The sequence below is a fragment of the Microcystis aeruginosa NIES-843 genome (assembly GCF_000010625.1).
In the GTDB taxonomy this organism is placed as follows: Bacteria; Cyanobacteriota; Cyanobacteriia; order Cyanobacteriales; family Microcystaceae; genus Microcystis; species Microcystis aeruginosa.
On the sequence record NC_010296.1, the window covers coordinates 1,474,781 to 1,492,126 of the forward strand.

Annotated in this window: 10 protein-coding genes and 7 pseudogenes; 9 read left to right on the plus strand and 8 right to left on the minus strand. The window is 41.8% G+C overall.

Translation table 11 applies throughout. The annotated features are described in order from the left end of the window. Positions 1 to 57 precede the first annotated feature (57 nt). Complete coding sequence (locus tag MAE_RS07255) at positions 58 to 1,326, plus strand: IS701-like element ISMae34 family transposase (protein WP_012264988.1); 1,269 nt, start codon at positions 58 to 60, stop codon at positions 1,324 to 1,326. A gap of 17 nt (positions 1,327 to 1,343) precedes the next feature. Here MAE_RS07255 and MAE_RS07260 read toward each other — a convergent pair. After that, positions 1,344 to 1,541: pseudogene (locus MAE_RS07260) on the minus strand (IS4 family transposase); the annotation flags it as partial. A gap of 59 nt (positions 1,542 to 1,600) precedes the next feature. Here MAE_RS07260 and MAE_RS27645 point away from each other — a divergent pair. From MAE_RS27645 to MAE_RS07280, 3 genes and pseudogenes are all read left to right on the plus strand, one after another. After that, positions 1,601 to 1,771, plus strand: a pseudogene (locus tag MAE_RS27645) (helix-turn-helix domain-containing protein); the annotation flags it as partial. Between the two features lie 144 nt (positions 1,772 to 1,915). Continuing rightward, a pseudogene (locus tag MAE_RS28755) lies at positions 1,916 to 2,727 on the plus strand (ISKra4 family transposase); the annotation flags it as partial. A 60-nt stretch (positions 2,728 to 2,787) separates the two neighbouring features. Further along, the gene (locus MAE_RS07280; RefSeq protein ID WP_012264992.1) at positions 2,788 to 3,945 is read left to right on the plus strand and encodes an IS630-like element ISMae23 family transposase; all 1,158 of its coding nucleotides are present in this window, start codon (positions 2,788 to 2,790) and stop codon (positions 3,943 to 3,945) included. A 15-nt stretch (positions 3,946 to 3,960) separates the two neighbouring features. Here MAE_RS07280 and MAE_RS07285 read toward each other — a convergent pair. Continuing rightward, positions 3,961 to 4,269: pseudogene (locus tag MAE_RS07285) on the minus strand (IS4 family transposase); the annotation flags it as partial. A 220-nt stretch (positions 4,270 to 4,489) separates the two neighbouring features. Here MAE_RS07285 and MAE_RS07290 point away from each other — a divergent pair. Further along, positions 4,490 to 5,533, plus strand: coding sequence for an IS630 family transposase (locus tag MAE_RS07290; RefSeq protein WP_012264994.1), 1,044 nt, complete (start codon positions 4,490 to 4,492; stop codon positions 5,531 to 5,533). Positions 5,534 to 6,122: 589 nt separating this feature from the next. Here MAE_RS07290 and MAE_RS07295 read toward each other — a convergent pair. The 4 genes and pseudogenes from MAE_RS07295 to MAE_RS07310 form a co-directional block, all read right to left on the minus strand. After that, positions 6,123 to 7,310, minus strand: a complete 1,188-nt coding sequence (locus MAE_RS07295) for an RNA-guided endonuclease InsQ/TnpB family protein (protein WP_012264995.1) — start codon at positions 7,308 to 7,310, stop codon at positions 6,123 to 6,125. Between the two features lie 396 nt (positions 7,311 to 7,706). Then, a pseudogene (gene dusB / locus MAE_RS07300) lies at positions 7,707 to 8,513 on the minus strand (tRNA dihydrouridine synthase DusB); the annotation flags it as partial. 11 nt (positions 8,514 to 8,524) lie between these two features. Next, positions 8,525 to 9,682, minus strand: coding sequence for an IS630-like element ISMae23 family transposase (locus MAE_RS07305; protein WP_012264998.1), 1,158 nt, complete (start codon positions 9,680 to 9,682; stop codon positions 8,525 to 8,527). Positions 9,683 to 9,742: 60 nt separating this feature from the next. After that, a pseudogene (locus MAE_RS07310) lies at positions 9,743 to 9,940 on the minus strand (tRNA-dihydrouridine synthase); the annotation flags it as partial. Between the two features lie 209 nt (positions 9,941 to 10,149). On the opposite strand from MAE_RS07310, the gene MAE_RS07315 reads away from it, so the two are divergent. Both MAE_RS07315 and MAE_RS07320 read left to right on the plus strand, forming a co-directional pair. Next, positions 10,150 to 11,724: a glucose-6-phosphate isomerase gene (locus MAE_RS07315; RefSeq protein ID WP_002798750.1), complete on the plus strand. Its 1,575-nt coding sequence runs from the start codon at positions 10,150 to 10,152 to the stop codon at positions 11,722 to 11,724. A gap of 113 nt (positions 11,725 to 11,837) precedes the next feature. Then, complete coding sequence (locus MAE_RS07320) at positions 11,838 to 13,052, plus strand: ABC transporter permease (protein ID WP_002798751.1); 1,215 nt, start codon at positions 11,838 to 11,840, stop codon at positions 13,050 to 13,052. Positions 13,053 to 14,151: 1,099 nt separating this feature from the next. On the opposite strand, the gene MAE_RS33210 is transcribed toward MAE_RS07320, so the two are convergent. Both MAE_RS33210 and MAE_RS07325 read right to left on the minus strand, forming a co-directional pair. Next, complete coding sequence (locus MAE_RS33210; protein ID WP_158303497.1) at positions 14,152 to 14,298, minus strand: hypothetical protein; 147 nt, start codon at positions 14,296 to 14,298, stop codon at positions 14,152 to 14,154. A 218-nt stretch (positions 14,299 to 14,516) separates the two neighbouring features. Continuing rightward, positions 14,517 to 15,920 carry a DUF4214 domain-containing protein gene (locus MAE_RS07325; RefSeq protein ID WP_012265002.1) on the minus strand — a complete coding sequence of 468 codons (1,404 nt, stop codon included), beginning with the start codon at positions 15,918 to 15,920 and terminating at the stop codon, positions 14,517 to 14,519. Positions 15,921 to 16,477: 557 nt separating this feature from the next. Between MAE_RS07325 and MAE_RS33745 the strand changes: the two genes are divergently transcribed. Together MAE_RS33745 and MAE_RS36010 are read left to right on the plus strand one after the other, a co-directional pair. Beyond that, positions 16,478 to 16,633, plus strand: coding sequence for a V-type ATPase 116kDa subunit family protein (locus tag MAE_RS33745; protein ID WP_162467758.1), 156 nt, complete (start codon positions 16,478 to 16,480; stop codon positions 16,631 to 16,633). A gap of 356 nt (positions 16,634 to 16,989) precedes the next feature. Next, a pseudogene (locus MAE_RS36010) lies at positions 16,990 to 17,264 on the plus strand (transposase); the annotation flags it as partial. Between the last annotated feature and the right edge of the window lie 82 nt (positions 17,265 to 17,346).

Genomic DNA, 17,346 nt, shown 5'->3' on the forward strand with positions numbered 1-17,346 from the left:
AAGATCAAATCGAGTATAATCGTTAAAGAGTAAGCACTTTACGTTGAAAGATCAGCGATGAAAGAGACAACCCCAGCCGCGATGCCCCCATGCTTTGACCGATGGTGTCGGCGGTTTGACAATTGCTTCAAAAACGAAGCGCAAAAAAACGGCTTCAGACAATATTTAGGAGGATTATTAGGGGAAAGTGAGCGGAAAAACCTCACTCAAATGGCCAATAATGCCGTCGGAGTAGTTTATAACCGATTACATCACTTTTTGACCGAATCTCCCTGGTCAGACCGTCAGGTGAATGAATGTCGGTTGCAAGTGATGAACCAATGCCGCCAGACGCAAATCCCCCGAGGATTTTCCCTGATTGTCGATGACTCAGGACATCGAAAAAGTGGCAATCTGACCGCCGGAGTTGGCAGGCAGTACCTAGGAGAAATTGGCAAGACAGACAACGGAATAGTCGCCGTCACTACCCATCTCTACGACGGCAAAAAAAGTGTCCCCCTAGACATTGAAATTTATCAACCGGCTAGTTCCTTAGCCGAGGGGAAAGAAGACAAAGAATTTAAGAAGAAACCAGAGATAGCGATAGATTTAATTGACCGGAGCTTAACCAGAGGCTATCGACCGAAAATCGTCTTAATAGATGCTGGTTATGGCAACAACACAAATTTTCTCAAAGCCCTGGAAGAAAGAAAGCTAAAATACTTAGGAGGATTGGCAAAAAATCGAAAAGTAATTATTGAAAAAGAAGGGGGTGTGGAAGAAACAATCCAGCTTGAGCAACTAGCAAAAAGCCTATCAGAAAAGGATTGGGAGAAAATCACCCTAAATCTAGATAAAGAAAAAACGGTTTGGGTAGCGGTATTCAGAGCGAAAATATCTCAACTAGAAGGAGAAAGGAACTTGGCGATCGTCATGAATGCAAGTTCAATGGAAAAAGCCACAGAGGTGGACTATTTCATCACCAATGTAGTTGAGGCAGATACAGTAACAGCTTCGTGGATAGTGAGGACTTACACCGAAAGAAATTGGGTGGAAGTATTCTACCGAGAAGCCAAAGGATGGTTAGGGTTAAGGGAATATCAAGTCAGGGATAAACGAAGCTTACTTCGTCATTTTATCCTGGTGTTTTGTGCCTATACATTTATCCTGTGGCATAAGTTAACTGGGGGATTGCAAAGGCGGTGGGCGAATCGACCTTTAAACACTTTTGTGGAAGCCTTGGAAGCTTTTCGGACAGCGATGTCTTTCCGTTTCTTTGAGTGGCTGACCGAGAATCGGGATGTGTTTGCCGCTTACAAAGCCAGTTTAGGCTTTGTTTGGGCTTGAAATTTGTTTAAGTCCCAATAACGCAACCAAGCTTGACCGATCAACTCCCGGTCGGCACACAGACAACGAATTTGAGCGTCGGGAAAAATTTTGAGCATCTCCTCCAAGAAACGCATACGCTCATCACTGTTCGAGTTTCCTTTTTTTTTGAGCATCCACCACAGTACGGGAATGGCAACCCCCTCGGAGACTATGCCTACAGTCAGGATGTTGTAAGCTAAAACGCACTTAAACCACCTAAAATAGAAATAGTAACTTGAGAAAAATCCTACTTATGCCAGCCAAAGATTTCCTAGACTTAGAAGAAAAGAAAAACTTACAAAAAGCTCTTAAAGAAGAAGAAAGAGCAGAGGTTAGGGAAAGAATTTTAATGTTTCTCTTGCTAAACGACGGAAAAACTCAACGAGAAATAGCTGAGTTTATTGGCTGTTCACTCAAAACAGTCGGGGAGCATCTCACTTATGCAATGAGTATTAATGCTTATAGCCGTCAACAACTAGAAAATCTTCAACTTGATCACAAAGAGAAATGAGATTATAATAGTTATAGCTTACAATTCAGAATATGGCTCGATGGGAGGAATAATTCAATGTTATCAGAAAATGAAAAAAGAATTAAAGAGTTATGTCAAGAGTTAGGGCAATGTCTCTATGAGCAATCCCAAATTAAGAAATTTAATAACTTGGGAGAGATAGAGGAGACAGTCAGAGATTTAATGATTCATTATGTCAACCCAGAAATCGGTATTTTTTTGTCAAAACAAGCACAGAAGAAACCGCCGGTCGGACGAGAAAAGTGAAAAGTATTTTGGGGGAATTACCAACTACAGAAAAACAAGCGAAGAAGTTAGAAGTAAAGCCTCGGACTCAGATGAGTCCAATGTTAGAGAAGAACTGTTTGCTATTAAGTGGCGATGAATCCTACGAGAAATCGGCGCAGAAAATCAAATCATTGACAGGGATTGCTGTTTCTCACAGTACCCAACAACGCCTCGTGCATCGCTATGCTTTTGGAGAATTACCGTCTAACCCAGAAGTCGAAGTCGAAGAAATGAGCATAGATGGCGGTAAGGTACGACTGAGAACTGCCAAGGGAGAAGCCTTAATTTGGCGTGATTATAAAGCAGTGAGTTTTCATCAACTGGGGGTAGCGGCTTTTTTTCAAGATAACTCGGCTTTATTAGATTTGGTTGATTCTCAAGTTTTGGCTAAACCTTTAATTTGTTTAGGAGATGGACATGATGGTATCTGGAATTTATTTCGTGAGATAGGAGAGAAACAGGAAAGAATTGAAATATTGGATTGGTATCATTTAATCGAAAACCTCTATAAAGTTGGGGGGTCATTCCAGAGGATTGAGGAGGTCAAGTCTTTTCTTTGGATGGGTAAGGTGGATGCTGCTAAGCTAAAACGCACTTAAACCACCTAAAATAGAAATAGTAACTTGAGAAAAATTCTACTTATGCCAGCCAAAGATTTCCTAGATTTAGAAGAAAAGAAAAACTTACAAAAAGCTCTTAAAGAAGAAGAAAGAGCAGAAGTTAGGGAAAGAATTTTAATGTTTCTCTTGCTAAACGACGGAAAAACTCAACGAGAAATAGCTGAGTTTATTGGCTGTTCACTCAAAACGGTCGCCCCTTGGTGTGTTCACGGTGATCCTAACAATTTAGAAAGTCTAGAAGATGGGAGAAAAAATGGAAATCATAAAAAAGCCACAGAGGAATATATTAATTTACTATTAAAAATAGTTGATGAAGACCCGAAGGAATTTGGATATGAATTCGGGAGATGGACAGCGGCAAGATTAGCAGAGCATCTAGAAAAGGAAACAAGAATTAAACTGAGTGGCTCGCAAGTGAGAAGAATATTGAGAAGAAAAAAGTATGTGTATATCTGGGCGAAATATAGTCTAGAAGATAAGCAAGACAAGAAATTAAGAAAAGCATTTAAAGAAAAATTAGATGAATATTTAAGGTTGGCTAAAGAAAAGCCAGAGTCAATCCAGGTATGGTTTTGGGACGGGGCTTTCAAGGTGGCGACGCAGGTTCGCCACACAGCCCCTCATGAGTGTGGATTTAGTTTGAGAGTAATAAGAAGGAGAGCTTGGACAAAAAAAGGAAAGCGAAAAAAAGTGAATGGACAAAGAAAAAGAGGAAGGGTGAATGTGATGGGAGCCTTAAGATATAATGACAAAAAACGAGTCTGTTTTATGATCAAAAAAGGAAATTCAGAAACTTTCCATGAACAATTAAAGAAACTTCATGAAGAGATTCGTCAAGAATGGATAAACTTGGGAAATCTGCCCGAAGATTTTCGAGAAAAAGGACCGAAAATTATCATCATATTAGACAATGCTAGTTATCACAAAAAGAAAGATGTTATTGAGCAGGTGGAAAAAGAGTTGCCCAATATTAGGCTAGAGTTTTTACCAGCTTATAGTCCAGATTACAACCTAATAGAATTAGTGTGGCATTCCGCTAAAGAGTACATAGCTAATCGAGAATTTGAAAATAAAGAAGAACTGGAAAAAGTAGTCAATCAGCTTTTAAATGAAGGGGGATTGATTATTAAATGGAGTAGAAAACTTAAAAATAAGGGTAATGCTGTCAATGTAACTTAAATGCGTAAAAGCTTAGCAATGCTCGCCCAACTCCCAGGTAGTCCGGTCAAGACTCAACACCCAAGGCTGGGGGAGCTTCAACCAACCCACGACAATTTTCGCAATTTCAGAATAATCAAGCTCGAAGTTGCGGAAAAAGCGTTGTAATCTCTTGTAGTTGGATTCTTTGAGGGCTTTACCTCCAAATCCTACTGCTAACTCGCTCAGATTGACGGTTTTGACTTTAATTAAGGCTAGTAGGAACAGTGCTAGAAACGAGAGCCTGGCTCCATGCCATGCCAGATGGGGTTTAAGGGCTTGCTTTAAGGCGCTATACTGGTTCATAGGGTTTTAGAGATTGGTTCTATTTCTCATAAAACACTACTCTCGCCTACTTTTCAAGCTTTTTGTCCTGTACTGAGGTCCAGATTACAACCTAATAGAATTAGTATGGCATTCCGCTAAAGAATACATATACTTTGCACGGCTACAACTTGCATTTTTTCCTCAAGGACAATAATATAGTTTAAGAGTCATAATTAGAAGCAAAGCACTCATTAAAAACATGATTAACCTAGAATTCACGGAAGAAGAAAAGAACTCACTGTATTATGAAAGATTTCATCATCCCCATCCCCGGGTTCAACTGAAGATGGAAGTTCTCTGGTTAAAGAGCCAAAAGATACCGCACAAAAAAATTTGTCAGTTAGCAGGAATCTCGCCAAATACCTTATTAACCTATCTTCGAGATTATGAAGAAGGCGGAATAGAAAAATTAAAAGAAATCAACTTATATCGCCCTAAAAGTGAATTAGAGTCTCAAAGAGAAACGCTCAAAAAATATTTCGAGAAAAATCCACCAGCCACAATAAATGAAGCTGTATATAGAAGAGAAAAATTGACAGGAATAAAACGAAGTCCTACCCAAGTGAGAAAATTCTTAAAATCCTTGGGAATGAAATGTTTAAAAGTAGGTTCTCTTCCTTCTAAAGCTGACCCAGATGAACAAGAGGACTACAAAGAAAAAAAGCTAGAACCCAGACTAAATGAGGCTAAAGAAGGAAAAAGGGCTGTTTTTTTTGTTGATGCCGCTCACTTCGTCATGGGAGCATTTCTCGGTTTTGTTTGGTGTTTTGAGAGACTTTTCGTTAAGTCACCGAGCGGGCGTAAACGCTTCAATGTTTTAGGAGCATTAAATGCGATAACTCATGAAGTTATTCTGGTTACTAATGACACTTATATTACAGCAGCTCAAGTCTGTGAACTTCTTAAAAAAATAGCTGCTTTAGGAATAACTATTCCCATCACTCTAGTCTTAGATAATGCCCGCTATCAAAAATGTAAAATTGTTGAAGAATTGGCTCTTTCTTTGTCAATAGAGCTACTGTATCTTCCGTCTTATTCGCCTAATCTAAATTTAATTGAAAGGCTGTGGAAATTTGTCAAAAAGAAATGTTTGTATGGTAAATATTATGAAAACTTTTCTGACTTTTCTTCAGCTATTTATGAATGTCTGAATGATGCCCACCTGAAACATAAAAAAGAACTGGATTCCTTGCTCACTCTACGATTTCAGAAGTTTAATAAATCTCAGATTATGAACGTCTAAAGTATAGCTAATCGAGAATTTGAAAATAAAGAAGAACTGGAAAAAGTAGTCAATCAGCTTTTAAATGAAGGGGGATTGATTATTAAATCCCACATTCCGCACCCTAGTTGTTGAAATCAAAAGTTGCTCTAGCCCTTGTATAGTAAGACTTTTAGCGATTACTAAGAATTATGAAGTGTCACACTCTAGTCAGCGATCGCCAGCTTAATGAGAGTTTCTCTCAATAATTTAGTATCAGAACTATCAGATTTTTAGGGCTAATTGTGCATCGGCTGGGCAAACAAACTAGCCTGTAATTCAGAGCCGGCAATCGTTTTGACGATTTAGATAAAATTTTCAATGTGACAGTTGAGGGTGCGGAATGTGGGTTAAATGGAGTAGAAAACTTAAAAATAAGGGTAATGCTGTCAATGTAACTTAAATGCGTAAAAGCTTATTCTCGTTTTCAAGGTTTAATTGGGCAATAGCTCTATCAATTAAATCACAGCCCTAGGCTGGTTTGACGCAAGGAAACCCAACCCCTTCGTTTAACTGAATATATCGGATTTGACATCCTCGCCGCCGTAAAACGGACGGCGATTCCCAAACCTCACGATTTGGGTTTCTGCTTCTTTCCCGAAGGATTTTTCGCACCTGCCTTAACAGATTTACTCTGTTCTGGTCTTATGGTCGCTCTACAGACTGACACCGCAAGCCCTGCGGCCAAAATATTTTTACTCGCGTTAATATCTCGGTCATGGTGCGTCCCACAGTCTGGACAGTCCCACTCTCGAACATTTAACGGCATTTTCTCAGCAATATGCCCACAATTACTACATCTTTTAGAGCTAGGAAACCATCTATCTATTTCGATGTAATTTCTTCCATACCAACGGCATTTATAGGCTAATTGTCGGGTAATTTCTCCCCAGCTTACATCAGATATTGCCTGAGATAATTTCGGGTTTTTGACCATATTCTTGACGGCTAAGTTCTCAACCACAACCGGTTGGTTTTCACGAACTAATTGAGTGGTTAGCTTATGTAAATGGTCTTTTCTGCTATCGGTGATTTGAGCGTGAATCTTGGCTACTTTGATTCTTGCTTTTTCCCGATTTTTTGACCCTTTCTGTTTTCTAGAAAGGCTTTTTTGGGCCTTTCGCAGTCTCCGATAATGCTTTTTAAAATGCTTGGGATTAGACACTTTATCGCCATCGCTGGTAATCACGAGGCTACTAATTCCTAAGTCAATTCCAATGGCTTTATCTGTTACTGGTAATGGCTTAATCGTTGGGTCATCAAATCTAATTGAGATATGCCAACGTCCTGAGGGATGTAATCTGACTGTTACTGTGCTTGGTTCACAGCTTTCTGGTATTTGTCTTGACCATCGAATAGGTAAAGGTTCTGTGCATTTAGCTAAATAGATTTGTCTGTCTTTAAATTTAAAAGCAGATTTGGTAAATTCGGCACTTCCTCCTTGATGTTTTTTCTTAAAGTTAGGATACTTAGTCCGACCAGCAAAGAAATTAGTAAAAGCTGTTTGTAAATGTCTTAACCCTTGTTGTAAAGGTACACAGCTAACTTCGTTTAAAAAGTCTAATTCTTCTTGTTTTTTCCAATCGGTCAACATTGAAGAAGTTTCAGTATATCCTACTCTTTCTTGTCTTTCATACCAAGCTTGTGTTCTGAGATGGAGTGCCTTATTGTAAACCAATCTTACACAGCCCAATGTGCGCCGCAATAGCGACTCTTGTGTTGGTGTGGGGTAAAATCGAAACGAATAGGCTTTTTCCATACCTCACATTTTAGCATATATTTCGTAAATGTGCTAATATTTAACAGTAAAGCCGTCGTAGAACGACGGGGTTTCAGACCCAAATTTTCGATGATCAAAGACAAGTCATTGAACGTTAAGGAAATACCGTGAACATCAGCCTAGATCTACCTTCAGAGCTAGAGAATGAGTTATCTTCAAAATCCTCCTAAAACAGGGCTGGAGCTAGTTGCTTATTGGGAAAGCGTTGGGGTTATTGGCCCCCGACCTGATATTAGCGATAGTCAGGAGCAGGCAAGCCAATTGCGCCATAAGGCTGAAACCCGTGAGCGGGCTTAGGTATTCAATGTACCTTGTCGATGATGCTGACGAACCAGCAAAAGGTTCGTCAGGTCCTACAGCTTGTAGCACCGTTACCTAAATATTCTCGTTTTCAAGGTTTAATTGGGCAATAGCTCTATCAATTAAATCACAGCCCTCCGCCAGGGATTCGATGCGCGAAAACCGATCGCGCCAAACCGCCGCACCGGTAAAATCCTGACAATACCAAGCCAGATGTTTCCGTGCTTGCCAAATACCGCGTTGTCCCTTGTATAGCCATAGCCCCTGTAAATGCTCTTTAGCTAGGCTTAACAGGTCAATAGAGGTGGGTTTCGGCAACTTTTTGCCTGTTTTGAGGTAATAATCGATTTCCCCCACCAAATAGGGATAACCGAGAGTTCCCCGCGAACACATCACCCCATCGGCCCGGGTAAATTCCAAACAATTAATCGCCGCTTCCACAGAAACAATATCACCATTAGCAATGACAGGAATCGATAAAACCTCCTTCACCCGTTTAATCCATTGCCAATCGGCCGGCCCGTGATAACCCTGTTCCCTAGTGCGTGCGTGCAGGGTCAACATTTGCGCTCCCGCATCTTCCAAACGACGGGCAAAATCGATAATATTAATCTCCTGAGCGTTCCATCCCAAGCGAGTTTTCACCGTTACCGGCACCGATACCGCTCCCACCACTTCCCTAACAATTTGCTCGGCAATTTCTGGCTGTCGTAAAAGCGAAGAACCGCCGCCTTTTTTAGTAATTTTATTAACTGGACAACCCATATTAATATCGATGGTCATCGCTCCTTCTTTAACCGCTTTTTCCGCCGCCACAGCCATAAAATCGGGACGGCAATCAAATAATTGCATACTAATTGGTTGTTCTTTGTCCCCGATAAGCTTTTACGCATTTAAGTTACATTGACAGCATTACCCTTATTTTTAAGTTTTCTACTCCATTTAATAATCAATCCCCCTTCATTTAAAAGCTGATTGACTACTTTTTCCAGTTCTTCTTTATTTTCAAATTCTCGATTAGCTATGTACTCTTTAGCGGAATGCCACACTAATTCTATTAGGTTGTAATCTGGACTATAAGCTGGTAAAAACTCTAGCCTAATATTGGGCAACTCTTTTTCCACCTGCTCAATAACATCTTTCTTTTTGTGATAACTAGCATTGTCTAATATGATGATAATTTTCGGTCCTTTTTCTCGAAAATCTTCGGGCAGATTTCCCAAGTTTATCCATTCTTGACGAATCTCTTCATGAAGTTTCTTTAATTGTTCATGGAAAGTTTCTGAATTTCCTTTTTTGATCATAAAACAGACTCGTTTTTTGTCATTATATCTTAAGGCTCCCATCACATTCACCCTTCCTCTTTTTCTTTGTCCATTCACTTTTTTTCGCTTTCCTTTTTTTGTCCAAGCTCTCCTTCTTATTACTCTCAAACTAAATCCACACTCATGAGGGGCTGTGTGGCGAACCTGCGTCGCCACCTTGAAAGCCCCGTCCCAAAACCATACCTGGATTGACTCTGGCTTTTCTTTAGCCAACCTTAAATATTCATCTAATTTTTCTTTAAATGCTTTTCTTAATTTCTTGTCTTGCTTATCTTCTAGACTATATTTCGCCCAGATATACACATACTTTTTTCTTCTCAATATTCTTCTCACTTGCGAGCCACTCAGTTTAATTCTTGTTTCCTTTTCTAGATGCTCTGCTAATCTTGCCGCTGTCCATCTCCCGAATTCATATCCAAATTCCTTCGGGTCTTCATCAACTATTTTTAATAGTAAATTAATATATTCCTCTGTGGCTTTTTTATGATTTCCATTTTTTCTCCCATCTTCTAGACTTTCTAAATTGTTAGGATCACCGTGAACACACCAAGGGGCGACCGTTTTGAGTGAACAGCCAATAAAGTCAGCTATTTCTCGTTGAGTTTTTCCGTCGTTTAGCAAGAGAAACATTAAAATTCTTTCCCTAACCTCTGCTCTTTCTTCTTCTTTAAGAGCTTTTTGTAAGTTTTTCTTTTCTTCTAAGTCTAGGAAATCTTTTGCTGGCATAAGTAGGATTTTTCTAAAATTACTATTTCTATTTTAGGTGGTTTAAGTGCGTTTTAGCTTAACCATCAATTGCGGTAACTCTTGCAGCCGGGAGATTTCTGTCGCATTGACCATCTCGGTATAGAGCATGGAATCAGGAGCAAAGCGTCTCACCAAGCACCGAAAAACTAAATCGGTGACACCGGATAAAGGTGATTGCAAGACGCGGCTATGCACTTCTAAGTTACCGATTTTGAGAGGGGATGAGTAGATAGCCATAGAACCAGTTAAAAAATCAACAGCCAACACCAGCAAACCGAACAATTAGGGGATAGTTCCGTCACTGTCCGTCACTGTTAGTATTTTGCCAACCCCTAATATATGCTTAACCGTCATCTTCTAGTCTAAAACTACCTGTATGATGATTGGAGAGGATAGAATCCTATCTCCCCTAAACGAGTAATTAAACAAAAATTTCGCTTTTTTTTATGGATAATCTGCAACTCTGGCAACGTTACCAAGATTGGTTATACTATCACCCTAACCTAGAACTTTATCTCGATGTCAGTCGGATTCCCTTCGATGAGGCTTTTCTCAAAGGTCTAGAAGCAAAATTTGAGCGCGCTTTCCAAGATATGGCAGCTTTAGAACAGGGTGCGATCGCAAATCCCGACGAACAGCGTATGGTCGGCCACTACTGGCTGCGCGCTCCTGAACTCGCTCCTAACCAGGAATTGCGGGACGAAATCACCGAACCGATAGCACAGATCAAAGAATTTGTCAAGAAAATTCACTCTGGAGCGATTAAGCCGCCCAATCGGGCAAAATTTAGCCATATTCTCTGTGTAGGCATCGGGGGGTCTGCTTTGGGTCCCCAATTCGTTGCCGAGGCTCTATCCCCCCTTAATCCCCCCTTAGAGATTGCTTTTATTGATAATACCGACCCCAAAGGTATCGATCGCACCCTAGCCCATTTACCCTTAGCTACCACCCTCGTTATCGTCACCAGTAAATCCGGCGGCACTCCCGAAGCGAGAAACGGAATGTTAGAGGTCCGCAACGCTTACGAAAAACTGGATTTAGACTTTCCGCAACACGCAGTCGCCGTCACTATGCCGGGTAGCCAACTAGACAAATACGCCCAAGATTGGCTAACTCGTTTCCCCATGCAGGATTGGGTCGGTGGTCGTACATCAGAACTATCCGCCGTCGGTCTTCTCCCGGCCGCTTTGCAGGGTATCGACATTGATGAAATGTTAGCCGGGGCCAAAGAAATGGACATGGCCACCCGCGTCCATAACCTGAAAAAAAACCCTAGCGCCCTACTTGCTCTAGCTTGGTATCATGAGGGCAAGGGCAAGGGAGAGAAAGATATGGTGATTCTGCCCTACAAAGACAGTCTCTATCTCTTTAGCCGCTATCTGCAACAATTGGTAATGGAGTCCCTCGGTAAAGAAAAAGACCTCGATGGTAATAAGGTGTACCAAGGGATCGCCGTCTATGGTAACAAAGGTTCTACGGACCAACACGCCTACGTCCAACAATTACGAGAAGGTGTTCCCAATTTCTTCGCCACTTTTATTGAAGTGTTAAAAGACCGGCAAGGAGATTCGATAGAAGTGGAAACTGGCTCCACTGCCGGCGATTTCCTCTCAGGATTACTGCAAGGTACTCGACAAGCTTTATACGAAAATAGTCGTCACTCTATCACTATCACTATCCCAGAGGTCACTCCCCGTCAGGTAGGGGCTTTAATTGCCCTCTACGAACGGGCCGTTAGTTTCTATGCTAGTTTAGTTAATATTAACGCCTACCATCAACCCGGGGTAGAAGCAGGGAAAAAAGCCGCCGCTTCTATTCTGGATTTACAAAGAAAAATCGTGCAAGTTGTTCGGGAAACGGGAACTTCTCTCGACCTAGCCACTCTAGCGGCCAAAATCGGCGCTAGTGACCAAGTTGAAGCTATCTATAAAATTGTCCGTCATCTCAACGCTAATCGGCGCAGTTTAACTATTACCGGCGATTTAAGCAAACCGGAAACGCTCCAAATCTCTACCCGCTAATCAGTTATCAGTTATCAGTTATCAGTTATCAGTTATCAGATGTAAGTTTTAAGTTAATTAGTTAGTTATCTTTATCTTTATCCCTGTTTACTGATCACTGAATGTAACCAACCATGGAAATGCTAGAAAACCTGAAAATGGCTTTTTCCGCTTTGATGGGCAATAAACTGCGTAGTGGTCTGACCATGCTAGGAATTGCTATCGGTAACGCCTCCGTCATTGCCCTAGTGGGGGTGGGTGAAGGAGCGCAAAAAGTCGCCCTCGAGCAGTTTGAAGCTCTCGGACCGAATGTTTTATTTGTTTCCACCTCCTCGCGCAATGTCCGGCGGACAATTCCTAATCCCCGGCCTCTCACCTACGAAGATGCTCAAGCGATCGCATCTCAAGTTCCCGCCATTGCCGCCATTTCTCCCGAATTGAGCGGTAAAAGAATTTTATCCTTCGGTAATAGAACCAGTAATAGCCCCCTGATTGGGGTGGGAGCCGAATACCTAAATGTGCGTAACCGTCAACTGTCTAAAGGTAGATTTATTATGGAATCTGACCTGAAACGGGATAATCGGGTGATTGTCTTGGGATCGGAATTAGCTAAAAATCTCTTTGGTAATCGCAATCCCGTCGGCGAAAATCTTCGCATCGGCAATCTTAGTTTTCAAGTCATTGGAGTTTTACAGGCGAAAGGCTCCTTATTTGAGGCTAATCAGGACGATCGAGCTTTAATTCCCCTAACTACCATGTCTAATCAGGTTTTAGGGCGCAATTCTATCTATGGCATTCCCCTGACTCATATTTCTGTCTTGGCCAAAAACTCTGCCCAAATTAAAGCCGCTCAGTTTCAGATTAGCAACCTGCTGCAAATGCGTCATCAGGTCAGCGACGAGAATTATGTGCAGGTTTTCCTCCAAACCACAGTCTTAGAAATGGCCAAAGAGACTAACGATAGTTTAACTAGAATGTTAGCCTCGATCGCCAGTATTTCCCTTTTTGTCGGGGGAATCGGTGTCATGAATATTATGCTCGTGTCAGTCACGGAAAGAACCCAAGAAATCGGGTTAAGAAAGGCTTTAGGAGCCAAAGAAGGGGATATAAAAGGTCAATTTCTCATTGAATCGGTGATTTTAGCTACCACTGGCGGAATTATCGGGATTTTTGTCGGCATTCAAGGAATGTATCTAGCGGGAATTTTTGCCGCTTTAACCACCAGTGTCTCAATCCCTGCGATAATTCTCGCTTTAGGAGTTTCTAGTGCCATCGGTCTGATTTTCGGTGTTGTTCCCGCTCATCGTGCCGCTAAATTAGATCCAATCGTTGCTTTGAGAAGATTATAGGACTTCTGACAAAAGTAAGCTCTTGAGCTGCTATCAGGTCATACCATTTTTCCTTATTCGTGGCAGGCATCATAGTCCCCTCTCCCACCCTGACAGGTGTAGGTTTATTACAAAGAGGTGAGCAGTCACACACTCATGGCGAGAAAATCAAGCTAGAGATTTAGAGGAGCATAGCGAAAGACAATGCTAAACAACAAACCCACATTCCGCACCCTAAAGTGTCACATTGAAAATTTTATCTAAATCGTCAAAACGATTGCCGGCTCTGAATTACAGGCTAATTTGTTTGCCCAGCAGATGCACAATTGGCGCTAAAAATCTGATAGCTCTGATACCAAATTATTGAGATGGACTCTCATTAAGCTGGCGAGCGCTGACTAGAGTGTGACACTTCACGATTCTTAGTAATCGCTAAAAGTCTTACTATACCTGGACTTCCCCCGTATAAACATACTAGCTATGGCTAAAAGTCTTATAGAGCCTGAGTTAAAGCCATATAATACTAATGGACTACTGGACACAAACTCCTGAAGTCCTTACGCTGATAGGGTTTGAGGCAAAAATTTTCAAATTTGACCTTTCGACCATTATAGCTTGTTTCGGGGCAGAAAACCATCAAAAACATGGCTACAGAGGGAATCGCTGACTCTAGAGATTAATGACACCATCTGTTACAATGAGGTTAGCGATCACTATACAGCCAACTCTACGGAATCGCTCTACTCCAGATACAGTCAACGGTACAGCCATTTTCAAGCGAAAAATGTACCCAGTAGCGGCTTGTCAATTTTTTCTGAGAAGCTCCAGGCAGTAAGGGTTTTGTTGATTTTTTAGTATTTCTGTATGGGGGAAGTCCAGCTATACAAGGGCTAGAGCAACTGTTGGTTTCAACCGACTAGGGTGCGGAATGTGGGTTCTATTACCCTAATTGCTGATTTACTAAAAGGTTTGTCGATTCACCTTCATCGTTGGAGTTCTTTCCCTCCCACCCCCGTTGACGCTTTTTACTACTCCCCTTCCTCTTACTTGTAAAATACCTACACCTGTCAGGGGGGGGGTTGGGGGGGGGTGAGGGTAATTAACTATCTCTGCCATTACTTTAGAAAAATGGTATCAGAATATCTAGGGCTTGCTGAAAAAGTTGGCTGGTGGGGTTAGGAGTCATCAGTCTCCGAGTCGGTCGTCGGTCGGGGAAGTCAGAATAACAGAATGACCTCGCGTACTGCAAAGCGGAACCCTTCGCCATCGCTCACAAAAGTGCCAGGGTTTTGAGTCCCTATTTCGATTTCTCAACGTTTGTTTCTGGCACTTTTTGGGTAAAAAAAGACCAAAACCCTTTTCTAGCAAAGCTTCTACTGATATTCAGCCCGCCCTAGATAGATAAGCTAAACGGCTTTTACTTCGGATCACCGATATAGACTCCAAAAGGGTTATAGCTGTTGGATCATGCAGGTTAAGCGCCGTTTAGCTTACTAAGCTAGAGATAGCGGCATCAACCCAAGCCTGGGTACTTACGGTCGTGCCGAAATCACTGAGCCAATTGCGTCCGAAAAGTGCCGCACTTTCGCCCGAGTAGGCCGCCCTTTCTTCGGGCAAATCCAGTGAATTCGTAAACAGATCGGCGCTGGTCAGTTTATTGCGTAGGGCAATAATATCGTCGCCCTGGGCACCCAATCCGATCTCCAGAGCAAAATTAGCTAGGGTGATGGCACCACTATCTAGGCGCTCTGCCCAATAGTTTAAACCTTCTTGTTCTGCGTTACGGTTAAAAGCAAAGTTATAAACTTTATTCACTTTGTCCCGATTATTCAATTGACCGAAAAGGTTATCAGCTTCGGACGAGTTGCCAAAGTCGTTGACAATTTGATTATAAGCACCAGCTTCACTGCCAGTTAATCCATCTCCCTGTCTCGGAGAATAACTAATACCAGCACTCGTCAAGGTAGTGTCCCAGAAAGTGAGTCCAGAATTATCCGCCGGTCGTCCATAATAGACAACGTAAGCGATTTGCGCCGTGTCACCAGTCAGGGTTAGGGGACTGGTATTGGGTGGAGGAATAATACCGGGGACTCTTGGGGTTACGGCTGCCTGTCCCACTTGAGCGCTCACTTGCAATGTATAGGTGGCGGGATTGGTCTGCGGCAGCGTGATAGTATTGAAACTACTTACCCGAATCCGGTAATCCACCCCACCTTGCGGTAAGAAATTGGCAATTAAAGAATTGAGTCCGTCACCACTGTCATCATCGAAAGCCACTACAGCCCCTGTTCTGGCATTGACAATCTGTAGGAAGGGATCGTAAACACCGGTGTTTGAGGACGTAAGTGATACTTGGATGGGTTGATTAAAGGCAGTCACTGCCAACTTATATTCATCCGCCAAAGAGGGTGCAGCTGTGCTAGGAGAGGGAAAAGTATAGTCTCTGCTGTCTAATACCCCCTGAAAAGTAACCACTTGACCTGTTTGGGGGTTGCCGAAGCTCGATAATCTTTCCTCAAGCACCACATCGCCCACTACAGAGTTAACCTGTAAGGTGTAGGGATGTTCGATCTCTGTGTTAATAGTATTGAAGCTGGTGACTCGAATTTTATAAACAACTCCGCCTTGGGGCAGAAAATTAGCAATGAGTGAATTATTGCCGTTACCGCTATCGTCATCGCTGGCAACTATTGTGTTGGTTCTGGCATCAATAATTTGGACGATAGGATCATAAGTGGTATTGTTAGCAGAAATTAAAGATATCTGCACGGGCTGGTTAAAAGCAGTAAAAGTGACCAGATATTCATCTGCTCTGGTGGGATTTGCTCCTTGTATAAAGATAAAATCATTGAGAGTCAAGCTTCCCTGTTGAGTTATATTACTAGCCATGATCAACTCCTTGAATTCAAAGAAAATCTTATTTTTTCATGTTTTCAACACTTACGGTCAAACAGCCCCTAGTCAGCACCAGCCAGTAACTAGCAAGGATTTGGAGAGGCTGACCGAAAAATACTTATCTGCTTTGGCTTTGACTTTCTGACCATCACACTGAGATTTGCTCTATGCCAAAGCCGCTGATTTTTCTCCAGATAAAGGTAACTAGGGCAAATTGCTTAGTTGGGGAAATCACTGACAAACTGATGTCGATTTTTGCCAACGAATTGTCGAACTCGAATTCATCCCTATTCCTATAAGCAGGCCACCCATCCTCGTTTTCCATTGTAGTCAATCTGGTCACGAATGTAATTTGGTCGTAATATAGCTTAATACATGAGGAGATTTTTGATTCCAGAAAAAATCTGCTGTAACCGTTCAGAGGGGAACGAAATCTGGTAATCTCAGACCTATGGATGAGAAACACCTACGGTTGATACCAGGAATTGGCGCAGAGGATTGGGTCAGACCAACCGACCGCCAGCGTCAGACAGCTAGTAGTGGGGTGAGGTTTGAAGATAGAACAGCTAGAGCAGCATCTCAAAGAATTACAATCATCTCAAGAGCAGCTTTCCGAGAAAGTCAATCGTAACTCAGAGAACTCCCATTGTCCGCCCGCCGCAGACGCGGCTCTTCTGGTTTCTGTGTGGAAACGGGGTCTATACTGATAGTTTCTTCAGCAAAATAGTCCTAAAAGTCTTTCCCAGTAAACATTTCACGATTCTATAAGCAAAAATTATCACACAAAGTCGAGAAGAGCCCAGACGCTTCCATCCCTATAGTCTTCCGGAGCGAATCGAAAAATAAAAAAGCGACCTGCCCTCGTTGTGGGTTAGAGAGGGATAAACTACCCCAAAATCATCAGAAGCGCAGAAATATAAAAAATATGAAGCAAAAAAAAGAAGCGAAGCTAGAAGTTTTAAAGCCAAGTAAATATAGCCTGTTAAAAAATCAAGAAGATTGAACGGAACCCCAAAAAATTAAACTAGAAGCTATCAAAGAAAAGTTCCCAAATTTGAAAGAGATGCAGGAATTAAAGGAAGAATTTAGAAAGATTTATGAAACCTCGAAGAACAGGATAGAAGAACCGCTATCCATCTCGGAATGGTGGGCAAAATCGGCCAGTATATTTACCAAGAGTTGTCAAACAATCCGAAACTGGTGTGGAGAAATCATTAGTTATTTCGAGCGAAGAACAACGAAGGTCGGGTCGAGGGAATCAACAATAAACTTAAACTAATAAAACGGAGAGGCTATGGCTTGAGAAACTTTCGTAATTTTTTGGTTAGAAGTATGTTGTCTTGGCATTTTGTCTGTTAATTTAGCATAAATAGTAACGAAGAGCCAGATTTTCGATTTTTACAAGAGGTCTATACTTTTT